This is a genomic window from Methylobacterium sp. AC832, assembly GCF_979256025.1.
In genome coordinates, this window is sequence record NZ_CEEDMV010000006.1 from 50,962 (window position 1) to 75,640 (window position 24,679).

14 protein-coding genes and 1 tRNA gene are annotated in these 24,679 nt (G+C 66.0%); 6 read left to right on the forward strand and 9 right to left on the reverse strand.

From position 1 onward, the window contains the following. Positions 1-84: 84 nt before the first annotated feature. Positions 85-384 carry a hypothetical protein gene (locus tag AC0IXR_RS19260; protein ID WP_471761835.1) on the forward strand — a complete coding sequence of 100 codons (300 nt, stop codon included), beginning with the start codon at positions 85-87 and terminating at the stop codon, positions 382-384. A 37-nt stretch (positions 385-421) separates the two neighbouring features. Here AC0IXR_RS19260 and AC0IXR_RS19265 read toward each other — a convergent pair whose 3' ends face one another. The 3 genes from AC0IXR_RS19265 to AC0IXR_RS19275 form a co-directional block, all read right to left on the reverse strand. Beyond that, positions 422-1,657, reverse strand: a complete 1,236-nt coding sequence (locus tag AC0IXR_RS19265; RefSeq protein WP_311274662.1) for a DUF1501 domain-containing protein — start codon at positions 1,655-1,657, stop codon at positions 422-424. A gap of 22 nt (positions 1,658-1,679) precedes the next feature. Beyond that, on the reverse strand, positions 1,680-3,116 hold the full coding sequence (locus AC0IXR_RS19270; RefSeq protein ID WP_471761836.1) for a DUF1800 domain-containing protein: 1,437 nt from the start codon (positions 3,114-3,116) through the stop codon (positions 1,680-1,682). A gap of 295 nt (positions 3,117-3,411) precedes the next feature. After that, positions 3,412-3,486, reverse strand: a tRNA-Val gene (locus AC0IXR_RS19275). A gap of 703 nt (positions 3,487-4,189) precedes the next feature. Here AC0IXR_RS19275 and AC0IXR_RS19280 point away from each other — a divergent pair. Together AC0IXR_RS19280 and AC0IXR_RS19285 are read left to right on the forward strand one after the other, a co-directional pair. Then, positions 4,190-11,635, forward strand: a complete 7,446-nt coding sequence (locus AC0IXR_RS19280; RefSeq protein ID WP_471761837.1) for an SDR family NAD(P)-dependent oxidoreductase — start codon at positions 4,190-4,192, stop codon at positions 11,633-11,635. A 66-nt stretch (positions 11,636-11,701) separates the two neighbouring features. After that, complete coding sequence (locus AC0IXR_RS19285; protein ID WP_461233103.1) at positions 11,702-13,075, forward strand: aminotransferase class I/II-fold pyridoxal phosphate-dependent enzyme; 1,374 nt, start codon at positions 11,702-11,704, stop codon at positions 13,073-13,075. A gap of 177 nt (positions 13,076-13,252) precedes the next feature. Here the strand turns inward: AC0IXR_RS19285 and AC0IXR_RS19290 are convergent, their stop codons facing one another. The 3 genes from AC0IXR_RS19290 to AC0IXR_RS19300 form a co-directional block, all read right to left on the reverse strand. After that, on the reverse strand, positions 13,253-14,422 hold the full coding sequence (locus AC0IXR_RS19290; protein WP_471761838.1) for a polysaccharide biosynthesis/export family protein: 1,170 nt from the start codon (positions 14,420-14,422) through the stop codon (positions 13,253-13,255). A gap of 234 nt (positions 14,423-14,656) precedes the next feature. After that, a complete protein-coding gene (locus AC0IXR_RS19295; protein WP_471761839.1) occupies positions 14,657-16,150 on the reverse strand; it encodes an LTA synthase family protein in 1,494 nt (497 codons plus the stop codon). After that, entirely contained in the window at positions 16,150-17,646 is a 1,497-nt protein-coding gene (locus tag AC0IXR_RS19300) for a capsular polysaccharide export protein, LipB/KpsS family (RefSeq protein ID WP_471761840.1), read from the reverse strand. Before AC0IXR_RS19300 ends, AC0IXR_RS19295 begins: the two co-directional genes overlap by 1 nt. A gap of 316 nt (positions 17,647-17,962) precedes the next feature. Here AC0IXR_RS19300 and AC0IXR_RS19305 point away from each other — a divergent pair, with 316 nt between their 5' ends. The 3 genes from AC0IXR_RS19305 (at position 17,963) to AC0IXR_RS19315 (ending at position 21,009) form a co-directional block, all read left to right on the forward strand. Then, positions 17,963-19,270: a capsule biosynthesis protein gene (locus AC0IXR_RS19305; protein WP_471761841.1), complete on the forward strand. Its 1,308-nt coding sequence runs from the start codon at positions 17,963-17,965 to the stop codon at positions 19,268-19,270. 117 nt (positions 19,271-19,387) lie between these two features. After that, the gene (locus AC0IXR_RS19310) at positions 19,388-20,158 is read left to right on the forward strand and encodes an SDR family NAD(P)-dependent oxidoreductase (protein WP_471761842.1); all 771 of its coding nucleotides are present in this window, start codon (positions 19,388-19,390) and stop codon (positions 20,156-20,158) included. Beyond that, positions 20,155-21,009 (forward strand): formyltransferase family protein, encoded by an 855-nt coding sequence (locus tag AC0IXR_RS19315; protein ID WP_471761843.1) that lies wholly within the window; start codon positions 20,155-20,157, stop codon positions 21,007-21,009. The genes AC0IXR_RS19310 and AC0IXR_RS19315 overlap by 4 nt, the downstream gene beginning before the upstream one ends. Before the next feature lie 130 nt (positions 21,010-21,139). On the opposite strand, the gene AC0IXR_RS19320 is transcribed toward AC0IXR_RS19315, so the two are convergent. From AC0IXR_RS19320 to AC0IXR_RS19330, 3 genes are all read right to left on the reverse strand, one after another. Beyond that, positions 21,140-22,006 carry an outer membrane protein gene (locus AC0IXR_RS19320; RefSeq protein WP_056429153.1) on the reverse strand — a complete coding sequence of 289 codons (867 nt, stop codon included), beginning with the start codon at positions 22,004-22,006 and terminating at the stop codon, positions 21,140-21,142. A 388-nt stretch (positions 22,007-22,394) separates the two neighbouring features. Beyond that, positions 22,395-24,047: an energy-dependent translational throttle protein EttA gene (ettA, locus tag AC0IXR_RS19325; protein WP_056429151.1), complete on the reverse strand. Its 1,653-nt coding sequence runs from the start codon at positions 24,045-24,047 to the stop codon at positions 22,395-22,397. 308 nt (positions 24,048-24,355) lie between these two features. Next, positions 24,356-24,655 (reverse strand): hypothetical protein, encoded by a 300-nt coding sequence (locus AC0IXR_RS19330; RefSeq protein ID WP_419952728.1) that lies wholly within the window; start codon positions 24,653-24,655, stop codon positions 24,356-24,358. Between the last annotated feature and the right edge of the window lie 24 nt (positions 24,656-24,679).

The window sequence follows — 24,679 nt, forward strand, 5'->3', positions numbered from 1 at the left end:
CCGGTGCCGCGGCGCGAGGACCGGAACTCAACCAACTGGATCGCGAATATCCGCCTTCCGGACGGTAGCGAAATCCCTTGCACCGTGAAGGACGTCTCCAAATCCGGTGCCAAGCTCGGCATCCCGTCCTACCAAGCTTTGCCGCCTTCCTTTCTGCTCCGCATCATCGGCCGTGACTTCGTCTGCATGGTGAAGCTTGCCTGGAGGCGGGGCGACTATGTCGGCGTCCGGATCGAGCGCGTCGGGAAGGTGGCGCCGTCTCGCGCCAAACAGGTCGCGCAGCTGCCCCCGGCCGTGGAGATCGCCGTAGAGGCGCCCCCAAACACCGACGAACCGGGCGGCGTCGGCATCCCTTCGCGCAGACGGACCCCCTCCATCTTTTGACGAGGGTTGATGGCGTAGCCTCTGCGCCTCGCGCAGGTCAGGCCCGAAGCAGATCCCTCATACCGGGGGCCTTCTCGCTGCCGGGGAAGATCTTTTCCGACAGGACCTTCTCCTCGAACCCGAACTGATCGATCAGCAGGCCCTTCATCACGGCGCGCAGATCCGTCGTCGGCGCGAGGTCGCGACCTTCGAACAGGGCGCTTTCCTTCAGGCTCGGCCAATCGGCGATTACCCGTCCCCCTGCCACCGCGCCTCCGACGAGGAAGGCCACCGTCGCCGTTCCGTGATCGGTGCCGGAGGAGCCGTTCACATGCACGGTGCGGCCGAATTCCGTGACGATCAGAACGGAGGTCTGTGCCCATGAGGCGCCGAGTCCCTCCTTGATCGCCGCTATGCCGGCATCGAGGGAGGCCAGGTTCCTGGCGAGACGCCCCTCATAGGGACCCTGGGACGAGTGTGTGTCCCAACCGTCGAAGTTCATCACGGCGATGCGGGGGCCGGTGACGGGCGCCATGAGCGAGGCCGCAGCGCGGGCGGCCGAGGCGAAGCTGTTGGGGCCCCTCAACGGCTGCTTGCCCATCGCCGCCATGCTCGGATCCGAGGCGATGAAATCGTCGACCTGCACACCCTCGCGCAGGGCATTTGCCAGGGCCTGGTCCTTGTCGTCGTAGAGCGCTTGAAGCCGCATCAGCGTATCGGCCGAGGCGTAGGGAAGAGTCTGCGGCTGCCATGTCTCGACCTGGGCCGGACCACGCAGGATCAGCGGTGTCGTCGCGCTGACGGAGAGAGCCTTGGCCGGCCGCAACTCGATGCCCTTGGCCTTCGGAATGAGGGACAGCGCGCGATTGAGCCAGCCGGTATCGACGCCGGAACTGGAGCGCGTCATCCCGTTCTCGAGGACCTCCTGCGCGTCGAAATGCGAGCGGGCGCGGTAGGGGGTAGCGACGGCATGGAACAGCGTGGCCTCGCGCTTGGCATAGAGATCGGCCAGGTTCGGCATGGCCGGATTGAGCGAGAACAGCGGATCGAGCCGGAAGGGCGTGTGCGTCGGGGACAGCTTGAAGCCGGAGCGGATCGAAGCGAATTGCGGATCGCCCACCGGCATCACCGCCGACAGGCCGTCGAGCCCACCGCGCAGCACCACCACGAGGAAGCGCGGGTCACGGCCGGACGCGGCCCAGACCTTCGGCACATAGGGCCAGGCGAAGAGGGCGCCGGCGCCGAGCAGCAGGTTGCGGCGCGTCGGCAGGTGGGCGTGTTCCTGAGGATTCATGGGGTCATCGCCTCTCGACCGGCTAGCGCCGCTGGAATTCCGGACTGAGCATCAGCAGGGCCAATGCCTGTTCGGGGCTTTCGCCCTGCCTGATCACGCGCCGGGTCTCGTCCGAGAAATAGCCGCCGATCCGGTCGTCCACGAGTTTGCGGATATCGACATGGTTCGCGTTGAACGTCGCGCATTGCTGCGCCCAGTCGATCCGGCTCTTGATGCCATCCGAGGTCGCCCAGGCATCGTCTTCCTCGGCCCATCCCTTGGGTGACGGGGCGGCCAGGAACGGCTGGCCCATCGCGAGAAGCGAGGCTTTCGGCGATGGCCTAACCGGCGCTTGTCCGAGGAGGCGACCGGTTGCGGCGAGGAACTCGATCGGCGAGCGGAGCTTCACGGGAGCGGCGGTCCAGGCCTCGTCGTTTTGGATCAGCGCGGCGGTCACGGCCTTCAGGTCGCCGTCGCTGTCCTGAAAGACCTTGGCGAGATCCTTCTGAAGAGAGTCCGACGCCTTTTCCGATACGAACGCACGCGCCATCCGTCGCGTCACGTAGCGTGCCGTGGATGGGTGGCGGACGAGGTCAGCTAGGACCGCGGGAAACTCCTCTGCTCCCGCTTCCGCGTAACGCTTACCGAGGATGGTCTTCGGCCCTGGTTGATGCAGCCGTTCACGGAACACCACCTCGCCGAAAGTCTCGGATTTTGGATTGAGATCCACGGTCCAGCCCGTGAGGACGGAGGCCAATGCCGTGACGTCGGCCTGACTGTAGCCCCCGTCGACGCCGAGTGTGTGGAGTTCGAGCACCTCGCGTCCGAGATTCTCGTTGAGGCCGGATTTCTTGATGCGACCAACCTTGGAATCGGGGCCGATCGAGGATGCGTTGTCGAGATAATAGAGCATGGATGCGTGCAGGATCGCCGCCTTGGCCATGTCGTGAAAGCGGCCGAGAATGAATGGCCGAATGGCTTCGCGCTGGAACGAACCCGCCGTAAGGCTGGATTTCCCCTTCCCAGCCCCGATGGTGAAGTGATTGGTCCAGTGTAGAAACAGCCGCTCGTGCAGTGGTGCGTCGGTCGCCGCCGCCAGTCTGAGCCATGTGATCAGCTCATCGGCGCTCTTCGTGATCGACCCCTGAGTGGCCCTGGCCTCGGAGTCGTTCTCCATCATGCCGCCACCCATTGATGGCTCTGCGCCGGGTGCCATCGCCATGGCACCATCTTGCATATTGCTGCCTAGCTTGACCTTGGCACCGTCCGCATCCGCCATCGCTTCGCGGCGCTGCTTCGCGAGCTGACGACGATGCATCATTGCCTGCAGCTGATCTGTCGTTGACATCAGTTTGGCTTCGGGCGCCGTCACCGACATGTCGAGCTGAGCGCGAACGTAGCCGCGCGGATCGTCGAGGGCGCGCAGATCGATGGCGCTGCATCCGAGGCCGAACCGTCCGACCGCATTCGAGAATGCCAAGTTTCGGCTCATCATTATCTCCGGCATCCGGCACGGTGGCCGAGATGCCCGGCACCGAATGAAAGCGCTCGCCTTACACTCCTTGTCTGAGGCGGTTCTGTGACCGGGACGGCGGCTCACGCAAGCGTGACAGTGGCTGGCATGAGGCAGCTTCCATTCACTGCCTGGGGCGCGATGGACGCGGAAGCCTCGACGTACGAGCAAGTCGTGCGTTCACGACGGAGGGGCTGCCAGAACGAGAAAAAGCCCCGTTTCCGGGGCTTTTGTTCTCTCGTCCATCTCGCCCGAAGGGAAATGGTGGGCGCGACAGGGATCGAACCTGTGACCCCTACCATGTCAAGGTAGTGCTCTCCCGCTGAGCTACGCGCCCCGGCTGAAGCGTTTCCGCTGCAGCGAGGAGCGGCGTATAGCTTTCGGCTGGAACGGGCGTCAAGGGCCTTTTCGCGGAAAGCAGGCGTTCCTTCGATCCGGGCCGCGTTTTCTTCGATGGGACTACCCTATCCCATCGAACTCTAGGTGAGGCATTTATGCTGCAGCGCAGCATAGAGATGCTTGAAGGAATATCGTGACGGAGCGTAAGTGGATTTTTATTCCAGGCATTATCAATAAGAGGAATGGAAAAATCGACACCTTCATGACAATCGAAGAATATGCTATAATTAATCTTTTACTATACTATCACAAATATGACGTGCACATTAGCATTGGGGATTTCCTGATGCATAGATTGTTGAGTTATTTAAATTAAGTCACGTTTTTTACTAAATGTCGATTTTTTAGTGTAGTAATACAATAATAATTTTGGAAACCGATGGCGCGGTGCGTTAATAATGTTTGATATTATGCCGATGCGGGATAGGTTTGTACAGTTTCAGACGTGCCGTTGAAGTAGCGGCCTATATTGAATGCTGCCGTAATCATGACTGTGTGATTTTTATCATCCCGTGAAACTATCCGTATCTCGAAATCCCTCCGGCCTCTCTGCTGCAGCAAAGCTGCCATGGGTTGGACACGGTTCCGGCTGCATATTATGCATCCTCACGTCGGTTGTCCGCTGCAGGTGCGAGACGGCGATGTCCTCGATCAAGAGCGTGTGCGAACCGAACGTGATCAAGCGTACAGACATAGCGATCGTCGGCCGTTCGTGCCGGTTGCCCGGCGCTGCAAGCGTCGATGGCCTGTGGCAGCTTCTGAGCGAGGGCCGCTGCGCCGTCGGGCGTATCCCTGACGATCGCTGGTCGTTGGAGCGGTTCGGCCATCCACGCGCGCAGGAGCGCGGCAAGAGCTACACATGGTCGGCGGGCGTCTTGGACGACATCTGGTCGTTCGATCCCGGCGTCTTCGGCATTTCGCCCCGCGAAGCCGAGCAGATGGACCCGCAGCAGCGGCTCCTCCTCGAACTGACTTGGGAGGCCCTGGAGGATGCGGGTCTGCGTCCCTCCGCCGTGGCGGGGTCGCAGATCGGTGTGTTCGTCGGCGCCTCGTCCCTCGACTACGGAAACCTGCGCGTCCTCGATACCTCTTCGGGTGATGCCTATGCGGCGACCGGCAACACGCTCTCGATCCTGTCCAACCGGATCTCCTACATCTACGACCTGAAAGGGCCGAGCTTCACCGTCGATACCGCTTGCTCCTCTTCGCTCGTAGCGCTCGATGCCGCCGTCGCGGCGATCGCCAGTGGCCGGATCGACACCGCGGTCGTGGCGGGCGTGAACCTGCTCGCCAGCCCCTTCAACTTCATCTGCTTTTCCAACGCGCAGATGCTGTCGCGGACCGGGCTGTGCCAAGCCTTCTCGGCCAATGCCGACGGCTATGTCCGGTCCGAGGGCGGCGTCGTTCTCGTCCTGAAATCGGCGCGGGCCGCTTCGCGCGACGGCGATACCGTGCGTGGCGTCATTGCGGCGAGCGGCGTGAATTCCGACGGCCGGACCACCGGCATCTCCCTGCCTTCCGGCTACGCACAGGGTGCGCTGCTCGAACAGGTTTATCGCGAGGCCGAGATCGATTTCGATGCGGTCGCCTTCGTGGAAGCGCACGGCACCGGCACGGCGGTGGGTGACCCGATCGAGGCCGGCGCCATCGGCGGGAAGATCGGCCGGCCCCGCAAGGAGCCGCTGCCGATCGGCTCGATCAAGAGCAATATCGGACATACCGAGCCGGTCTCGGGCCTCGCCGGTCTTCTGAAGGCAAGTCTCGCCCTCGAGCACGATCTGCTGCCGCCTTCGCTGCATGCGACCGTTCTCAATCCCGACATTCCCTTCACCAAGCTCAATCTCTCGGTGGTCACCGCGCCGCTGGCGATCCCGCGTGGCCGGGGTGAGCGTTTCGCCGGCGTCAACTCCTTCGGCTTCGGCGGCACAAACGCCCACATCGTCCTCACCGACGGCGCGCCGGCCTCCGCCGCGAGCGATGCCGGGCGCGGGCCAGAATTGCTACTCCTCTCTGCCCAGAGCCGCGCCGCGCTGAACGAACTCGCTCTCGACTACGCCGATCGGTTCGAACGCGCAGATTCCGCCGAGACCGTGCGGATCGCCGCCGCCGCCGCTCATCGCCGCGAGCGACTGTCGACCCGCCTCGCCATGCCCATGGACGCAGACCTGCCCGCCACGTTGCGCGCGGTCGCCGATGCCGAGGAGACCGACATCGCCCGGGTCGGCACTGCCGTCGACCGTAGCGCCGAGATCGCGTTCGTCTATTCCGGCAATGGCAGCCAATGGGTGGGGATGGGCCGGGAGGCCTATGACCGCAACGCCATCTACCGGTCGGCCTTCGACCGGATCGACGTCCTGTTCGCCGAGATCTCGGGCTGGTCGCTGAAGGAAGCCCTGTTCGCCGAGGATCTGGCCGAGCGCATGGTCCTCACGCGGGTCTCGCAGCCGCTGATCTTCGCCATTTCCAGCGCTTCGACCACGGCCCTGAAGGCCGCCGGTCTCGTCCCGTCCTACGTGCTCGGCCACAGCGTGGGTGAGATCGCGGCGGCCGAGGGAGCCGGCATCCTGAGCCTGGAACAGGCGGTGAAGGTGATCTTCTACCGCAGCCAGCATCAGGAGACGACGCGCGGCCTCGGCACCATGGCGGTGCTGCTGGCACCCGTGGAGGAAATCGAGATCTTCCTCGAAGATTATCCCAGCCTCGACATCGCCGCCTATAACAGCCCGAAGGCCGTCACCGTGGCGGGCCCGGTCGCCGATATCGACGCGGCCATGAAGGCGCTGGCGCGCAAGCGCCGCCGTGGTCGCAAGCTCGACCTCGCCTACCCCTTCCACGGCCGGCTGATGAACCCGACCGAGAAGCCGCTGCTGCGCGATCTCGCAGGATTGAAGCCGCATCCCGGCACGATCCCCATGGTCTCCACCGTGACCGGGGCCGTGCTGCAGGGCGGGGAGTTCGACGCCGGCTATTGGTGGCGCAACATCCGCGAGCCGGTGCGCTTCTGCGAGGCTGTCCAGGAAGCGACCCGCAAGGGCGCCCGCATCTTCGTCGAGGTCGGCCCAAGAGCGACCCTGCTTCCGCATATCGGCGATTGCATCGAGCCCCTCGGCATCGAGAATGCCACGGTCGGCGTCCTCACCAACAAACCCGTTGGCAGTGACCCCTTCGCCCGTGCCCTGGCCTCGGCCCTCGTCCACGGTGCCGCCGTCGACGAGGCGGCGGTCTTCGGCGAGAACCCGAAGGGCGATGTCGCGCTTCCGACCTATCCCTGGCAGCGTCGGCCGTTCCGGCTGTCGGAGACCTCGGAAGGCGTGGGCGCCGCGACGGCCCGCGCCTATCATCCGCTCTACGGATCGCGCCTTTCGGCCGACGGGCTCGAGTGGAACGGCCATCTCGACATCGCTACGGTGCCGGAACTCGATGACCACCGTATCGACGGCCAAGCGATCCTGCCCGGTGCGGCCTTCATCGAGATGGCTTTGGGTGTCGCCCGCGAGGCGATGCGCAGCGACGACGTCGTCCTCGCCGAGTTCGAAATCCAGTCGCCGATGGTCTTCGGTGAGGACGCCCTCCGCGAAGTCGCCGTGCGGCTCTCGGGCAGCGGCAACCAGATCCAGATCCTCAGCCGGCCTCGGCTGACCCAGGCGGGCTGGCAGTTGCACGCCTCCGCCAAGATCGTGGACGGCACCTTCGCGGCGCGTCCCCGGCAGGACATCATCATCCCGGCCGAGAACGCCGTCGAGGGAGAGGGGCTGTATCGTCTCGCCGCCGCCTCAGGTCTCGATTTCGGGCCGAGCTTCCGCCAAGTGGCCCTCAGCGCCCGTGTGGACGAGACCGTGATCGTCTCCGAACTCAAGCCGGCGGAGCCGGATACGCGCTTCGGCCTCGTGCCGGCGCGGCTCGATGCCTGTTTCCACGGCCTGATCCTGCTCTTCGCCGACCTGTTGGGCGAGGGATCGACCAAGGCCTATGTGCCGGTGCGTTTCGGCGAGATTCGGCTGATTCGGCCCGGTGCCGTCATCGCCCGGGCCATGATCCGTACGCGGCGTTGCAACGAGCGCAGCATTCTCGCTGACTTCACCTTGGTGGATGAGGCCGGCGACGTCATCGCAACCCTGCGGGAAGGCCGGTTCCAGGCCTTGCGCGCCAAGTCCGGCCAGGATCTCGCCGCCTACGCCATCGCGCAGAGGTCGGAACTCGCCACGGAGCCGACCGCGATCCCCCTCGATCGCCGCGCCCGCATCGCCGATGCGGTCCGTCCGGGCATCAAGGCGGCTCTCGCGCCCGCCGATGCTGCACTCTCGCCGGGCCATCTTCTCCTCGAAGGCTGGGCCACCTCCCTCGCCTACCGCATGGCCGAAGGGCTGCAGCGCTCAGGCGCCGTCGCCATCGACGATCGTGTGCCGGAATCGATGCGGCCCTGGCTCCTGAACGCCCTCTACGCCCTCGAGAGCAGCGGGCTCGCCACCCTCGACGGAACGCGCTGGACCCTGCGCAAGGACGTGACCCTGCCCGCCCCCGACGAGATCATGCGTTGGATCGCGGCTGACCATCCCGAACTGTCCGCCGAACTGGTGCTCACGGCGGATCTCGGCGCCGTCGTCTCCCGCCTCCTCGACGGTGATCTCGCGAGCCAGCCCACCCTGTCGCAGAACGCTCTCGACGCCTTCGTCCTGCGCAGCGCCAGCGCACGCGCATCCTCGGATGTGATCGCCGGTATTCTCGACGGCGCCCACACCGACCTTCCGACGGACCGGTCCCTGCGCCTGCTTCAGCTCGGGTTCGGGCCGCTCTCGGCCCAGGCGGCCGCCATCGCCGATGGAATCGCCGCGCACCTTACGGTGTTCGAGACCGATCGCCGCCTCGCCGAGCGAGCCCGCCTCGCCCTGCCACGCGGCGTCACCGTGATCGAGGACGAAGCCGACCTGACGGAAGGCGGCTTCGACGCGATCCTGGCAAGCAACGTCCTGCACCGGACCGAGCGCGGCCTTCTCGGCAAGATCGCCGACGCCCTCGCCACGGGTGGGTTCCTGCTGGCGGTGGAGCCGGGCGCTTCGCTCTTCCGCGACCTCGTCTTCGGTCTGCTGCCGGATTGGTTCGAGAGTCTGGACGGGATGCCCCTGGGACGCCTCGACGACATCACCGGCTGGCAACGTTCGCTCAGCGATACCGGTCTCGTCCGCGTCGCCGTCGACCGGGCGGTCTCGGCCAATGGAGACGATCTTCTCTTCCTCGCGGAGGCACCGGTGCGGGCAAAGGCCTCCACCGGCCAGACCTTCACCTTCATCATCGGGTCACAGGATTCCTTCGCGGCGGAAACCGCCTCGTCGCTGGCGACGCTTCTCGCCGCCGCCGGTGTCCATGTCTCGATCATCCTCGATTCCGAGCAATCGCTGCTCGAACTCGAACGCGAGACCCCCGATACGGTGGTGTTCCTCGCCGGAGCCTTCGACACCAAGGGCGACGCCGCCGACCGGCTGCGCGAGCGCTGCCTCGGTCTCAAGCGCTGCGTCGAACATCTCGGGACCCGTCAGACCCGCCTCTGGGTCATCTGTCCGGGCGCGACGCGGCATGACGGAGACGCCGACGGAGCGGTGGAAGCGGGCCTCTGGGCCTTCACCCGCACCCTCGCCAACGAGGTCGCCACCCTCGACATTCGCCGCATCGATCTCACCGCGGCGATGCCGAGCAAGCAGGCATCCGAGCGCCTGCGTGACGTGATCCTGTCCGGCACCACCGAGACGGAGATCATCCTCGACGCGGACGCCACCCGCGTGATCCGGTTCGCGCCGGGGCAGCTTTCACGCCGTCCCGCCTCCGATGCCGTAGCGGCTCCAGCCGCGCAGCTCGAGCGCAGCGTCACCGGCGGCCTCAACGACATGCGTTGGGGACCGGCCGAGCGGCGCACGCCCGGACGCGGCGAGGTCGAGATCGCCGTGGAGGCCACGGGCCTCAACTTCCGCGACGTGCTCTGGGCCCTGTCGATGCTCCCGGAGGAGATCCTGGAGGATGGCTTCGCCGGTCCGCGTCTTGGCCTCGAAGTCGCCGGTCGCGTCGTCTCGGTCGGCAAGGGCGTCGCTGCCTTCAAGGTGGGCGACCCTGTCGTCGCCTTCGCACAATCGGGCTTCTCGACCCATATCGTGGTGCCCGAGCTCGTGGTGGCGCCGAGCCCGCCCGGCCTCGACCCGCAGGCGGCGGCCACCGTGCCGGTGGCCTTCCTCACCGCTTATTACAGCCTCGTCAGCTGCGCCCGGCTGCGGCGCGGCGAATGGGTGCTGGTCCATGGTGGTGCCGGTGGCGTCGGGCTCGCCGCCCTGCAGATCGCCAAGCTGAAGGGAGCCCGCGTCATCGCCACCGCCGGGTCGCGCGAGAAGCGTGCGCTGGTGAAGGCTCTCGGGGCCGAGCACGTCCTCGATTCCCGCTCCCTCGCCTTCGTCGACGAGGTCCGCCGGATCACGGGCGACGGGGTCGGCATCGTGGTGAACAGCCTGTTCGGCGAAGCGATGGAACGCAGCCTGAACTGCCTGAAGCCGTTCGGTCGCTTCATCGAGCTGGGCAAGCGCGACTATGTCGCCAACACCCATATCGGCCTGCGCCCGTTCCGCCGGAACCTCTCCTATTTCGGCGTCGATCTCGATCAGGTGCTCCAGCACCAGGGTGAGGACGGGGCGCGTCTGTTCCGAGAGGTGATGGCCCTGTTCACGGAAGGCGGTCTCAAGCCCCTGCCGTTCCAGCCCTTCACCGCCGACGAGGTCTCGGACGCGTTCCGGCTGATGCAGCAATCCGGGCATGTGGGGAAGATCGTCATCGCCCCGCCGAAGCCGGGCAGCATCGTGGTCGAGCGCAAGTCCGACTTCCGGGTCTCGTCGGAGGGCGTCCATCTCATCACCGGGGGGCTCGGCGGCTTCGGCATCGAGGCAGCCCGGTGGCTCGCCGACCGGGGAGCCCGTCACTTGGTTCTGGTCGGCCGAAAGGGCGCCTCGAGCCCTGAAGCCAAGCAGGTGGTGGCCGATCTGGCGGTCCGTGGCGTCAGCGTCGCGGCGATGGCCTGCGACATCACCAGTCGCGAGGCGGTGGACGATCTCCTTGCCGAGGTCGAGGGCGACGGCCGCAGGCTCGCGGGCGTGATCCATGGGGCGATGGTGCTGCAGGACGGCCTCATCGCTAATCTCGACGCGGCTGCCCTCGACGCGGTCATCCGCCCGAAGGTCGTCGGCGCGGAGCATCTGGATGCAGCCACCCGCGAGCGGCAGCTCGACTACTTCGTGCTGTTCTCCTCGGCCACGACCTTCATCGGCAATCCGGGACAGGGCGCCTACGTCGCGGCCAACGGTTTCATGGAGGGGCTTGCCCGCCGTCGCAAGGCGCTGGGACTGCCCGCCCTCGCGGTCGCCTGGGGCGCGATCGGCGATGTCGGCGTACTGGCGCGCAACCGCGCGGTGATGGAGACCCTGGCCGGCCGCGTCGGCGTGACGCCGATGGATGCCGGCCGCTCCCTCGACCTCATGGCCGAGGCCCTGGAAGGGCAAGGCTCGTCACCCGACGATGCCGTCCTGGCCATTGCCTCGATGCATTGGGGCAAGGCGCGCGAGCGTCTCGCGACCATGCGCTCGCCGAGCTACGGCGATCTCGGTTCCGACCAGCAGGCGGAATCCGGCACCGTGACCGCCATCGATATCGGTGGTTTGCTCAAGAGCCTGGACCTCGATGCGGTGCGCAAGACCGTGTCCGATGCCATCGTTGAGGACATTGCCCGCATCCTGCGTCTGCCCAAGGACGATATCAGCCGTGTCCGCCACCTCTCCGAGATCGGCCTCGACTCGCTGATGGGTGTGGAACTGGGCGCCAGCCTGCAGGAGCGCTTCGCCCTCGACGCGCCGCCTTCGGGTATCTCCTCGGGCCTGACCGTCGTCGAACTGGCAGAAACGCTGATCCAGTCCGTGGCGGCGCCGGTCGATGAGGCCTCGGCGGCGGTGATGAGCCTCGCCCAGCGCCATGCCAGCGAAGGCGTGGATGTCCGCACACTCGAGCCGTTCCACGAGCTCGTCGAGCAGAACAGTCTCCAGATCAAAGAAATTCTGCCATGATCCGCGCGGCCGGCCGAAAGGCCGGTCGCGTTCGGCGGCATCGGTCAATCGGAAGATTCAACACGCATGAGTAATCCAGCCCGCCCCGACGGCGGCCGCGCGGCGCTCGCGGGCTTCGTCACCAACCGGCTCGGCCGCAATGCCAACCGGCAGGCAGCGCCCCGCCCCGAGGCGAAGGCCACGGACGCATCGGTACAGAAATTCGAGACCCTGCCGGGCTACCGCGAGTTGCGGCTACAGCGCTCGGCCGCCGACCTGATCGGCCTCGGCAATCCGTTCTTCCGGGTCCACGAGACCAGGGCGGGCGCCACGACGCGCATCGCCGGCAAGGGCTTCGTCAATTTCTCGTCCTACGATTATCTCGGGCTCAACGGACATCCCGACGTCAGCGAGGCGGCGCGAAGGGCCATCGACGAGTTCGGCACCTCGGCCTCCGCGAGCCGGATCGTTGCCGGCGAGCGCCCAGGCCATATCCGCCTCGAACAGGCGCTGGCCGATCATTACGAGACCGAAGCCTGCGTCGTGATGGTGAGCGGCCACGCCACCAACGTCACCACGATCGGCGCCTTGCTGGAACCCGGCGACGTGATCTTCCACGATGCGCTGAGCCATAACAGCATCGTCACCGGGGCCCAGCTCTCGGGAGCCCAGCGTCGCTCCTTCGCCCATAACGATCTCAACGCCCTGGAGACCCTGCTCGGCGCCACGCGCCACGAGCATCGCCGCGCATTGATCGTGGTCGAAGGCCTCTACAGCATGGACGGGGATGCGCCGGACCTCGCCGGCCTCGTCGCCCTGAAACAGCGCTACGATGCCTGGCTGATGGTGGACGATGCCCACGGGCTCGGCGTCCTCGGCCGTACGGGAACCGGGCTCGCTGAGCATTGCGACGTCGATTCGCACCTCGTCGATATCTGGATGGGCACGCTCTCGAAGACCCTGTCGTCCTGCGGCGGCTACATCGCCGGCCCGGCGGCCCTGATCGAGTACCTCAAATGCACCGCCGGGGGCTTCATCTACAGCGTCGGCCTGTCCCCGCCGCTGGCCGCCGCCGCCGAGGCGTCCCTTGCCCTGATGCAGGCCGAGCCGCACCGGGTCGAGCGACTGCGCCAGAACGGCCACCTGTTCCTGTCATGCGCCAAGAAGCATGGGCTCGATACCGGAACGAGCCTCGGCCTCGCCGTGATTCCCGTCATCGTCGGCGATTCGCTGAAATCGGTCACCTTGTCGGACCGCCTGTACAAGCGCGGCATCAACGTGCAGCCGATCATCCATCCGGCGGTGCCCGAGCGCTCTTCGCGCCTGCGCTTCTTCATCACCTCCGAACACACGCCGGAGCAGATCCGCGAGACCGTGACGGCAGTGGCCGAGGAACTCGCGGAGATCGAGAAGGGCGGCTCCCTCATCGAGCAGCTGATGGCCAAGCGCGGCAAGCCCTGAGGTCATTCGACCGGCTCGGCCGACACGTGTCACGGCATCATCCGATGGGACGCCGTGACGATGGGATGACGATGATGGCAATGCGGCCCTGAGCCCAAGCCGTCCGAAGCTCACGCCGGACGCCCCGTCTCCTGTCGGTATGGGCGTACGGGATTGCCGGAGCCCTTGCGCTCCTTCTCAGAACGCTCCGCCCACGCGTGCGCCGGTCGTGATCGGCTGGGCTGCCGCGGCGAAGACGGAGAGGATCTTCTTGATCTCGGTGAACGGCGCGTTCGAGACGTAGACCATATCGCGGTTGCGCATGCGGAAGGCCTGGGTGAGGAACAGGCTGTTCGGGTCGCGCATGTCGAACCGATAGACCACAGGGACGAGCGGCGTACCGAGAAGCGGGCTTCCGGGCTTCAGGCGACGGACCACCGGCGCCGGCTCGAAGCGGAACAGGAACGTGCCGGTCGGGTCGGCATCGGCATCGCTCTGGCCGCGCGCCTTAGCCAGCGCCTGCGCCAGGGTGATGCCCTCGGCCTGGAACGGAATCTCGTTGGAGGTGCCCAGTGCTCCGATGGCCAGGAAGGTCTGGGGATCGCGCACCAGGGTGAGGTTGTCGTTGGGGCGCAGGTAGATGTTTTCCTTGGGGTTCGACACCACCGTCGTCAGCGGCACCGTCGCCGTCCTGCCGTTGCGCGACAGACGCACGAAGGTTTCGCTGACCGGGGCTTTCACACCACCGGCGGTGGCGATGACGTCGAGGATGCGATCGCCCTGGGTACCGAGCGGGACGCGGGCGCCGCCCACCGCCTCGCCGCCTACCGTGACGGATTGCGAGACCGGGCGGCTCACGGTGACGATCACCTGAGGCTGGATCGCCTTGCCGGCGAGCTCGGTCTCGATCAGCGACTGGACGTCCTGGGCGCGGCGCCCCGCAACCTTGATCCGACCGGCATAGGGGACCGAGATCGCGCCATCGCGCGAGACGACCTGCTCGGGCAGCTGCGCCGCCTTCGAGCCGGCGGACATCGAGTTGACCGTGAGCGGTCCGGAATAGAGGCCACCCGATCCGGCTTCGAACACCGAGACAGCCACGGCGTCGCCAATGCCGATCACCGCTTCCGAGGGCATGCGTCCATCCCCGAACGAGGAGAGCAGGCTGTCGAGGGGGCGTCCGCGCAGGGCCTCCACCACCGCGGCGTTCACGTCGATGAACTCGTAGCGGGCGAAGGTCCCCTCGCTCGTTGTCTGATCCGCGCCGTCCACCACGGCCGAGGTCGACGGACCGGCGGCGGGCAGGAAGGCGTTGCAGCCGGACACCGTGACGGCGATGGCAATGGCCAGGGTGGCTTTGGGAAACATCGAACTCTCCTAGACCCGCCCCCGCGACGAGTGCCTTGTCAGATCACGTGTCGGGTCGGCGGATACGCACCGTCCGTCATCTCCGGTCTCGCTGGCTGGCCACGTGGGCCTGTGCGAGAGCGGACCTTTCGAACGGTCCACCATTCATAGCGTCAAAACTCTTCGATCGTTTAACGATCGCTCTACTATCGCATGGTCGAGCCGATGCGCGGTCTCGCGTCGGTCACGTTCGTGTCAGTACGATGGTGAGGCGATAGCCGATCCGGCCTCGTCTGCCGAGCGCTCCCCGATGCGGAACCGGAGGAAACGACCGAGTCCGTCGGCGCTCATATCGATGCGCTGCGGCGTTTCCCTGAACGCTCCGAAGCCGAAGATCGCGTAATCGGTAGCTGTATCGCCGAAGCCGGGTCTGCAGGTCGGCAGCGATGGGGCGTGATCGCCATAGACGCACAGGATCGCATCGCGCCTTTCCAGACCTTCGATCAAGGTCTCGACGGCCCGGCCGGTATGGGCCACGTGGTGGAGATACTGGTCCAGCGGCTCGGTGATGCCGTCTAGCCGCCCGCGTTTCCACGGCCCATGGTTCTCCATGGTCACGGCGAAAACGAAGACGGGCTCTTGCACCGCATCGACCTCCGCCAGAATGCGGGCCGCGACGGCCTCATCGGCGATATAGGGCCCGATTCTCGCCGCCCCGATGAAATCATCCTCCATCACCAGCCGGGTGAAACCGAACCGCCGCATCACCTCGGCGCGCTGGAAGAAGTCGCGGTGGAAGGGATGCACGAACACGGTGGCGTACCCTGCCCCCGATGCAAGCCGGGCAAGGCTCGTCGGTTCGTCGCCACCGCCGCTGAGATAGGGATCGTAGCGCCCGAACCCGAGGCTTTCCGGTTCTCGTCCGGTGAGGAGGGCGTGCTCCGTCCGCATCGTGTAGGCACCGTGGGCCGGGACCGTCAGCCGGCCATAGCGCGAGGCACGGTGGCGGATCGTCTCCATCAATGGCAGATCCGGACCGCCGAGCCGGGCTGGATCGACGAAGGATTCGAGCTGGACGACGACAACGACCGGTGCCGGAGCGGCCGGTCCGGGCACAGCGGTATCGTCCGGTTCGGGAGCCGGCACGTCGCTGGTCCAGCGCAGGGTATAGGCGATGACCGTCGCCGGCAGCCCGTAGCGGGCGCAATCCGCGTCGAGATCGGGTCGGGGAAACCGGGTCGCGAGCCATGGCGCCGCCATTCCGGTGGTGAGGCCGGAGGCCAATCCGACCAGGAGGCAGGGCAGACCGATAAGCGAGACGACGGCGACGCTCGGCTCTTCAGGCAGCGCGCTGGGCTCGATCCAGTACCACAGGGCGACGACGACGAGGCTTGCCCCGAGGGGTACAGCCATGCGCGGGTCGGTGATCGGTCTCGTATAATAGAGGTCCGGATGGCGAGGCACCTGGCGCAACAGGGCGAAATCGCTGAAGACCAGCGGCTCGCCGATCACCGCCTGCTTCAACCGGCTGACCACGACCAGGATCGCGACGGTGAGCAGGCAGGAAAAGGCCGCGAGCCAGGGGCGCCAGGAGAAGCAGAACCAGAATATCGTCAGGAGGGCATAGCCGCCAAGTCGTACGGCCAGCTCGCTGGGGCGTCTGCCGATGGGCCGCCGGCCCGCACCATCCCACGCCTCGATGGCGAGGGAGCCGATCAACGCCAAGGTGAGAGCGGCGAGCAGAGTCATCACTTGTCGCCGCCTCGCCCGATCCCCCGCCGCGCCCGGATCAGGCGGACGATGGGGTTCAGAACGGCGTAGCGTAGGCGCATGACGGTCTGTGCCCTGCGACTGAGGGCGAGCTTCGAGGGGGCAGCGGCCTCTCGGCTCTGGCTCAGCCGCTCGAGGAGTTGCTCGGGCGTGCACGGCTTCATCGCCACGGGATCGAGATAGAGCGGGTAGACCAGAAGCGCTCCTGCGACGAGTTCGTCGAGGGCGAGCCGCCGCCCCCTGTCGGCGCCCGGTGCGAGATCCTCGGTGAGCCCCCAGCCGGCATAGAAGGGCCGGCCATGGACCGCCACGCTCAAGCCCCGGATCAGGGCCTCGAATCCGGCAAGCGAGGTCATCGTCTCCACATGGTGCGCCCGGTCGAGGAGGTCGACGATGGAGAGCCCCGCCACGATCCTGTCGGCCAAGGCCAGAACCTCGGCCTCCGGGATCGCGCCCGGCCGGAAGCCGGCCTCCACGTCGGGATGCGGTTTATAGAGTAGGAATGCCCCCGGATTACGGCTGCGGGCCGCGCGCAGGAGTTCGAGATTCGAGCGGACATGCGGTGAGCCGTGGCGCACCGAGGCATCGTCCTCGACCTGCCCCGGCACCAGCACGATGCGCCGATCCTCGGGCCAACCCGATGCATCTCCGGCGAGTCCGACATTGTATTTCGTCAGGCGCCGTTCCACCACGAGAAGGCGCAGGAGCGAGGCTCTGGCCACGAGCTCGGGCGAGAAATCCTCGTTCTTCAGGATGCGAGCGAGGCGGCTTTCGGTGCGGGGGTCGTAATAGATGCCGCTGTCATCCACGACGATAGAAGCGCCCGGCTGTAGGCTCGCTCCAAGCCCCACCGACCGCAGGAATCCGTCCTCGATCCGGGCCAGGGGAATACCGTGTTCCGCGCAGAGCGACGGCAAATGTGCCGGCATCCGCGTCGCCCAGGCGAGGATGCGGGCCTTTCCGGCTTGTCCCCTGCTCCTCGCCTTCGCCACCGCCTCCTCGGCATTCATGGCGTAAACGGGCTTACCCGCCGGTCCGCCGACGAAGACATCGAGGGCCGGCCGCTTCCAGCGCGAGATGCCGACGAGGACGGTGAGGCTATTGTTGTCGCGGAACCGGCGCTCCAGCCAGGCCACCCGATCGCGGCATTCGCCGAGGGTGATCGGCTGCCGAGTCCAAGGGTCGAACGCGTGGATCCCGGCCTCGCCACCGAACGGAATTCCGTCGAGGGTGAGGCGCAGGCTGGACAGACCCCTTTCGGGAGAATCGTAGGGGCTGAGCAGAGGCCCCGGTTCGACGGTGAGGAGCCGGCGACTCGCCATTTGCAGGCACCGCCCGGCAAGCCCGCGCCGTCCCCAGATCACCCCGATGGCGCCCGGAGCCCAGGCTTGAGCGAAGGCGAAACCGGTCACGGATTCGATCTCGGCTCGCAGAGCCCGAATCGGCCGGCTCGTGGCAAGCAGCGGCCGGGGCACCGACGAGGCGGCCGGGGGGAAAGGTGGCGAAAGCTCGGGCAATGGTTATGGCGGATCCGGTTATGCGGGGCCGCAGGCATACGACGATCCGCGCCGTCACGCGATCCGATCTCGTGGGAGAACGGGCAATCGAAGCGTTCGAGTTCGGGATCTCAAAGGCGTCGCCAGCGCGTCATGTTGCAGACACATCACGCGGCCAGAAATTCCGTTAAGGACCCCGTGCTACCCAATTGCCACAATGCACCATCCGTGCGATCAGGGCTCTCACGTGCCCATTCGACACGCCCTCGCAGGGCGCAGGAGCAAGCACTTCCGCATGTTGCCGACACGCGTAGACACGACACGCGAGAGGCCAGCGACCTTCCTGTTTCTGCAGGGGATCGCGTCGCCCTTCTTTGCGGATCTCGGCCAAGCGCTCCTCAAGCGCGGCCATCGGGTTCGACGTATCAACTTTTCATCGGGCGACTGGCTGTTCTGGCGCCTCGGCTCCGACAATTATCGCGGCCCTCGCGACGGCTGGGATGCCTATATCGCCGGCTATATCGTCGAGCACGGCGTGACCGATATCGTGCTGTTCGGCGATTGCCGGCCGTATCATGTCGCGGCGCGAGAGGCCGCAAGCCCCCTCGGCGTCCGTATCCACGTGTTCGAGGAAGGCTATCTGCGGCCGAACTGGGTCACGTGCGAACTCGGCGGTGTCAACGGCCATTCCTCGCTGCCTCGCTGTCCCGACGAGATCCACGCCATCGCCCGCCGCCTGCCGCTGGCCGGCCGCGCTATGCCGGCGAGCGGTGACATGGCCCGGCGCAGCCTGTGGGATGTGGCCTACAACGTCGCCAATATCGGCTTTCCCTATTTCTTCCCACATTTTCGCAGCCACCGACCGATTCATATCGCGGCGGAATATGTCGGTTGGATCAAGAAGTTCGCCGGCCGGGCCAGTACACGCCGCCAGGCGCGGGAACTCAATGAAATCTATCTGGCGCGCAAGCACGAGTATTTCCTGCTGCCATTGCAGCTTGACAGCGATTACCAGATTCGCATCCACTCGCCCTTTCTGGGGGTCGAAGGGTTCATGGACCGGGCCATCGCGTCCTTTGCCGCCCATGCCAGCACCGCCGCGCGCCTACTGATCAAGCTTCACCCCCTCGACAGCGGGCTGGTCAATTGGCGCAAACACGCCAGGAACTCCGCCCGGCGTCATGGCGTAGAAGACCGGCTCGATTTCATCGATGGCGGCGACCTGCCGAACCTCATCGCCGGCAGCCGAGGCGTCGTCCTGGTGAACAGCACGGTAGGGATGCTGTCCCTTGAGCTCGGCCGTCCGACGGTCGCCGCGGGTGATGCGATCTACAACATACCCGGCCTCACGCATCAGGGTGGGCTCGACACCTTCTGGACGAAGCCGGAAGCTCCCGACATGCAGCTGGTCGCGGATTTTCGTCGGGTCGTCTTGCATCGGACCCAGGTCAATGGCGGATTCTTCTCCCGTCCGTCGATCGACCGAGCCGTGGCGGGGAGCGTCTCGCGCCTCGAAGCCCGTCTGCCTGCACCGGCCCTGGCCGCCGCAAGGGTGATTCGCGAGCGCACGACGACGACGCCGGAACTCGCGCCGGTCTACTGACCGAGCGCCGCCGGGCTTCGACTCATTCCGGGGACGGTGCGCCTTCATATCGGCACGGCATCATCTTGTCCGAGAACGGGTTCCCGCTTGCCAGGGTGATGCTCTAGAACAGGCCTCATGCCCGTCATTCTCATCACCGGTGCGTCGAGCGGTATCGGCGCGGCTCTCGCCCGGCATTACGCTGCGCCCGGCACGCATCTCGTTCTGAATGCGCGTGGCATCGACAGGCTGAATACCGTCGCCGCCGCGTGCCGCGACCTCGGCGCAACCGTGGCGACCCGGTCCATCGACGTGCGCGACAGGCAGGCCGTGGGCGAATGGCTACGCGAGACGCACGCGGTGACGCCCCTCGATCTCGTCATCGTCAATGCCGGCATCAACGGCGGCCATCCCGGTGGGGATATCGAGACCGAGGCGATGGCGTTCGAGACCGTCGACGTCAATCTCAACGGCGCACTGAATGTCGCCCTCCCCTGCGTGACCCTGATGCTGGCGCGCGGGAGCGGCCAGATCGCCCTGATCTCGTCTCTCGCGGCCTTCGCGCCCTTGCCCGACGCACCGGCCTATAGTGGTACCAAGGCGGCTTTGCTCGCCCACGGATTGGCGCTGCGCGCCAAGCTCGGTCCGCGTGGCGTCCGGATGAACGTGGTGACTCCCGGTTACGTGAAAACCACCATGGGTGGGGATTACGAGGGCTGGCGTCCGATGGAGATGAGTGCCGAGGAGGCGGCTATCCGCATCGCGCGCGGCCTCGCCCGCGACCTCGACATCATCGCCTTCCCAGAGCCCCTCGCCTCCCTGGCACGCGGATCGGCCTTGCTGCCGGAGAGCCTGCGACGCCGCTCCATGCGCGGTTTCCGGTTCAAGGTCGGGCGTAGCAAGCGATGACGCGCCCCCGTATCGCATTGTTCGTGCTCGAAGCGTTGCCGAATGCCCGTGCCGCCCGCCAGTTCGTGCAGGACTATGCCGGCGACATCGCCTTTGTCGGGCTGTCGAATGCGGAGCGTCCGAACTCGGGTGGTCTCACCGGCCAGGTCCGGCGCCACCTCGCCCGGTCGGGCCCGGCATTCCTGCCCTATCTCGCGGTGAATTTCGGCCTGCCCGATCTGCTGGCTCCGGCATCGGGAATGCTGCGGCGCTTGACGGGGGCTGGACATGTGGCCACGGCGACGCCGCTCAAGGCATTGTGCCGGACGCTCGGTATTCCGACTCTCCGCATCGATGACGTCAACGGATCGGATGTGGTCCAGGCCTTCGAGGCCCATGTGCCGGACCTCATCGTCGCGTTCCATTTCGACCAGATCTTTTCCGCCGCGACCCTGGCATTGGCGCCGCTTGGAGGAATCAACGTCCATCCCGGCCTGCTGCCGCGCCATCGTGGGCCGGTGCCGACGATCCACGCGCTGGCAGAGGAGGTTCCCGGCTTCGGCGTCACGATCCATCGCTTGACGCCAGCAATCGACGCGGGGGCGATCCTCGCCCAGGAAGCATCGGACTTTCCGTCCGGCACCACCGCCACCCGCGCGGCGATCCTGCTGCATGAGAGGGGGCGCGTCCTCCTCGATGGGGTGCTCGACGATCTCGCCGCAGGTATCCTAGGCGAAGGCATGGTGGCGGAGGCCCTGCCCTACTGCCCGTTCCCGGACCGGGCGCTGCTGGCGGGTCTCGCGAGACAGAACCGAAAGCTTGTCGATGGCGCCGATCTGCGAGCCGCGTTGAGCGTGCACGCGACGACTTGAATGCGCCCACCGGCCGGAGCAGCCGGATTGATATCATGAGAAAACGGCCCGGTCCTGGGGACCGGGCCGTTTGATGGCTTTCGCTGTCGTTCTACTGCCGAAGCGAAGACCGCTCCGGCAGAGTCGAACCTCAGAGGCCGCCGAACTTGTAGTTGAAGCCGGCCTTGATGAGGTTGCCCTCGGTGCTGAAGCGCGAGGTGTAGGAACCGGTCGAGGGAGCGCCGAGGCCGGTGTTGTTCACCAGGACGTTGCGGCTGCCGAGGTCGTAATGCAGGTACTCGGCCTTCAGCGTGATGGCGCTGGCGCCGATGAAGCTGCCGATGAAGTTGAAACGGTTGAGGAAGCTGTCGGTGGGGATCGCCCACTCGATGCCGCCGCCATAAGCGTAGCCGGTCTCCATGTCGTTATAGCGGCCGGCATAGGCCAGAGCGCCGGCGCCGTTGAAGAAGTTGGCGCCGTAATTGACGTTGCCGTAGGCGAAGCCGCCGGTGCCGTAGACGAGGACCGTGTCGAAGGCGTAGCCGATGCGGCCCTGGACGGTGCCGAGATAGTCGAGGCGCTGGCGCAGGTTAGCGGGATTGAGGGGGCCTCCAACCGTGCTGCTGGGGCCGAAATAGGCGTAGCTCTTGCTGATGTCGGTCCAGGTCACGTCGGCATTGACGCCGAGGACGAAGCCTGAACCGGGGGTCAGCTGATAGTTGTAGCCGATGCCGCCGCCGACATTGCCGATACCGTCCTGCTCGGAACGGAACGTGCCGGGGCGACGGTCCAGACGCACGTTCTCGCGCGTGTTGAATTCGTTGCCGGTGGTGCGGATCGTCTGATCGTCGCTCCAGGCGTAGGAGCTGTGGGTGCCGAGATAGAAGCCGGTCCAGGTGAAGACCGGGACGGGCGAGAAGACCGGCGGGGGAGCGGCGCGGCGCGGAAGATCCGCGGCCGAAGCGGCGCCGGCCAGAAGAACGGAGGCGGTGCCGGCGAGAAGAAGCTTCGCGATCATGATGAGGATGTCCGTGGGGGCTGACCTTGAGGTCAAATTAGCCCCTCTCAAACGGCTCGCCTATGACCCCCGAGCCACACCCTAACGTAGAAACGAGCGTCGTCGGCCGATCTCCATCGATACGGAGGCGGCGCCCTTAGAAATTTCGTTCGACGGGGCGAAAAGACGAAGACATCGAGATCGGTAACGTTTCGATCATCTTTGCTTCAACGCTGAGCCTCCTGCCGACATCGTACCGGTCTTAGGTGAAGACCGGGTGGAGTTCTGCAGGGCTTTGCAAGAACAATGCCGCTACCCGATCGATCAGGTGCGGCATCGTCGCCTCGGCCTCCCGCCCGGCCAAGGGCCGGACATACGAAACGGCCCGGTCTTGGACCGGACCGCGTCGTCAGCGCGAGAACTTCTTGTACTTGATCTTCTTCGGCATCAGGGAATCGGCGCCGAGACGGCGCTTCTTGTCCTCCTCGTAATCCGAGAAGTTGCCCTCGAACCATTCCACATGGCTCTCGCCCTCGAAGGCGAGGATGTGGGTGGCGATCCGGTTCAGGAACCAGCGATCGTGGCTGATGATGACGGCGCAGCCGGCATAATCCTCCAGCGCCTCTTCGAGCGCCCGCAGGGTCTCCATGTCGAGATCGTTGGTGGGCTCGTCGAGCAGCAGCACATTGGCGCCGCCCTTGAGCGTGCGGGCCAGATGCACGCGGTTGCGCTCGCCGCCCGACAGTGTGCCGACCTTCTTCTGCTGGTCGGAGCCCTTGAAGGCGAAGGCCGCGCAATAGGCGCGGGAATTGATCTCGCGCTTGTTGAAATAGATGATGTCGTTGCCGCCCGAGACTTCCTGCCAGACCGTGGCGCCGGGATCGAGGGCGTCGCGCGACTGGTCGACATAGCCGAGATGCACGGTCTCGCCGACGGAGATGGTGCCGCCGTCGGGCTTCTCCTGGCCGGTGATCATCTTGAACAACGTGGTCTTGCCGGCGCCGTTCGGCCCGATGACGCCGACGATACCGCCGGGAGGCAATTTGAACGACAGGTCCTCGATCAGCAGGCGGTCGCCGAACGCCTTGTTGAGGTGCTCGAACTCGATGACGTTGTTGCCGAGGCGCTCGTCGATCGGGATGACGATCTGGGCCGAAGCGTCGATCTTGTCCTGAGACTTCGCCACGAGCTCCTCGTAGCGGGTGATGCGGGCCTTCGACTTCGACTGGCGGGCCTTGGGCGAGGCCGAGATCCATTCCTGCTCGCGATTGATGGCGCGCTGGCGCGCCATGTCCTCACGGCCTTCCTGGGCGAGGCGCTTCTGCTTCTGAATGAGCCAAGCGGAGTAGTTGCCCTCGTAGGGGTAGCCCCGGGTGCGGTCGAGTTCGAGGATCCAGCCGGTGACGTTGTCGAGGAAGTAGCGATCGTGGGTCACGATCAGGATCGCGCCGGGATATTGCTTCAGGTGGCCTTCGAGCCAGTTCACCGTCTCGGCGTCGAGATGGTTGGTGGGCTCGTCGAGGAGGAGCAGTTCCGGCTCCCAGAGCAGCAGCTTGCAGAGCGCCACGCGGCGGCGCTCGCCGCCCGACAGGGTGGCGACCGGCTGCTCGTCGCTGGGGCAGCCGAGGGCCTCCATGGCCTGATCGACCTTCGAGTCGAGCTCCCACAGATCCTTGGCTTCGATCTGGTCCTGGAGGGCGGTCATCTCGTCCGCCGTCTCCTCGGAATAGTTCATCGCGAGTTCGTTGTAGCGGTCGAGCAGCGCCTGCTTCTCGGCGACGCCCTCCATCACGTTCTCGCGCACCGACTTGTTGGGATCGAGCTGCGGCTCCTGCGGCAGGTAGCCGACGCGGGCGCCCTGGGCGACGAAGCCCTCGCCGGTCCATTCTGTGTCGATGCCGGCCATGATCTTGAGCAGGGTCGACTTGCCCGAGCCGTTGATGCCGAGCACGCCGATCTTGGCGTCCGGATAGAACGACAGGTTGACGTTATCGAGGATCTTCTTGCCGCCGGTATAGGTCTTTGTCAGACCCTTCATGTGGTAGATGAATTCGCGCGCCATGAGCGTCCGGTATCCTTGACTATTGCTGGGCGGCGCGGCGCTTGGGCGCTTGATCGGCCGCCGGAAATGGCGTGAATGGGGCTCGCCGCCGAGGTCGCGCGCCATGAGGGCGGCGCGCGTTGCTCTGGTCTGCCCGGTCCATCCCACGTGCGGTGGCATCGAACGGCGTCGTGCCATCCTTGAAACCGCACCGCGTCGGACAATGGTTGGACCTACCAGGGCGGCGGGTCAGCGGCAAGAACGGGTATGGTCCGCAAGGGGAGCGGAAGAGCCCTTTCTGCGCGGGGTCGAAGCTGCGCCGAAGCGGCTCACGCGAAAGGGTTCTCGACTTTTCGCGTGTTCGAGGCCGTTCGTGCCACCTCGTCCGGCAGGTCGGCCGTTTCGAGCACGGCGACGATCTCCTCTGCAATGGTTCTGAGCCTGCGCGCCCGTTCCAGCCCCGCTTTGTCCCGTGAGAGGTCGAGGCTGCCGTGAAGGGCGATCGCCAGGGTGCCGTTCTCCACCGAGAGGCCGCCGATGGTCTCGACCGTGGCGTCATCCGCGAAGGGCGTGAAGGCGTCAGGTTCCGCCCTCATCGTGGGCGCTCCGGTCTCATCCGGCTTCGTCATGTCCGCATCTCGTCTCGTTCGAGC

Coding starts and splice junctions, on each gene's coding strand:
- AC0IXR_RS19265 (WP_311274662.1), bottom strand. CDS start 1,657: ATGAATCCTCAGGAACACGCCCACCTGCCGACGCGCCGCAACCTGCTG.
- ettA (WP_056429151.1), bottom strand. CDS start 24,047: ATGGCGCGCGAATTCATCTACCACATGAAGGGTCTGACAAAGACCTAT.
- AC0IXR_RS19330 (WP_419952728.1), bottom strand. CDS start 24,655: ATGACGAAGCCGGATGAGACCGGAGCGCCCACGATGAGGGCGGAACCT.
- AC0IXR_RS19280 (WP_471761837.1), top strand. CDS start 4,190: ATGTCCTCGATCAAGAGCGTGTGCGAACCGAACGTGATCAAGCGTACA.
- AC0IXR_RS19320 (WP_056429153.1), bottom strand. CDS start 22,006: ATGATCGCGAAGCTTCTTCTCGCCGGCACCGCCTCCGTTCTTCTGGCC.
- AC0IXR_RS19315 (WP_471761843.1), top strand. CDS start 20,155: ATGACGCGCCCCCGTATCGCATTGTTCGTGCTCGAAGCGTTGCCGAAT.
- AC0IXR_RS19285 (WP_461233103.1), top strand. CDS start 11,702: ATGAGTAATCCAGCCCGCCCCGACGGCGGCCGCGCGGCGCTCGCGGGC.
- AC0IXR_RS19290 (WP_471761838.1), bottom strand. CDS start 14,422: ATGTTTCCCAAAGCCACCCTGGCCATTGCCATCGCCGTCACGGTGTCC.
- AC0IXR_RS19305 (WP_471761841.1), top strand. CDS start 17,963: ATGTTGCCGACACGCGTAGACACGACACGCGAGAGGCCAGCGACCTTC.
- AC0IXR_RS19310 (WP_471761842.1), top strand. CDS start 19,388: ATGCCCGTCATTCTCATCACCGGTGCGTCGAGCGGTATCGGCGCGGCT.
- AC0IXR_RS19295 (WP_471761839.1), bottom strand. CDS start 16,150: ATGACTCTGCTCGCCGCTCTCACCTTGGCGTTGATCGGCTCCCTCGCC.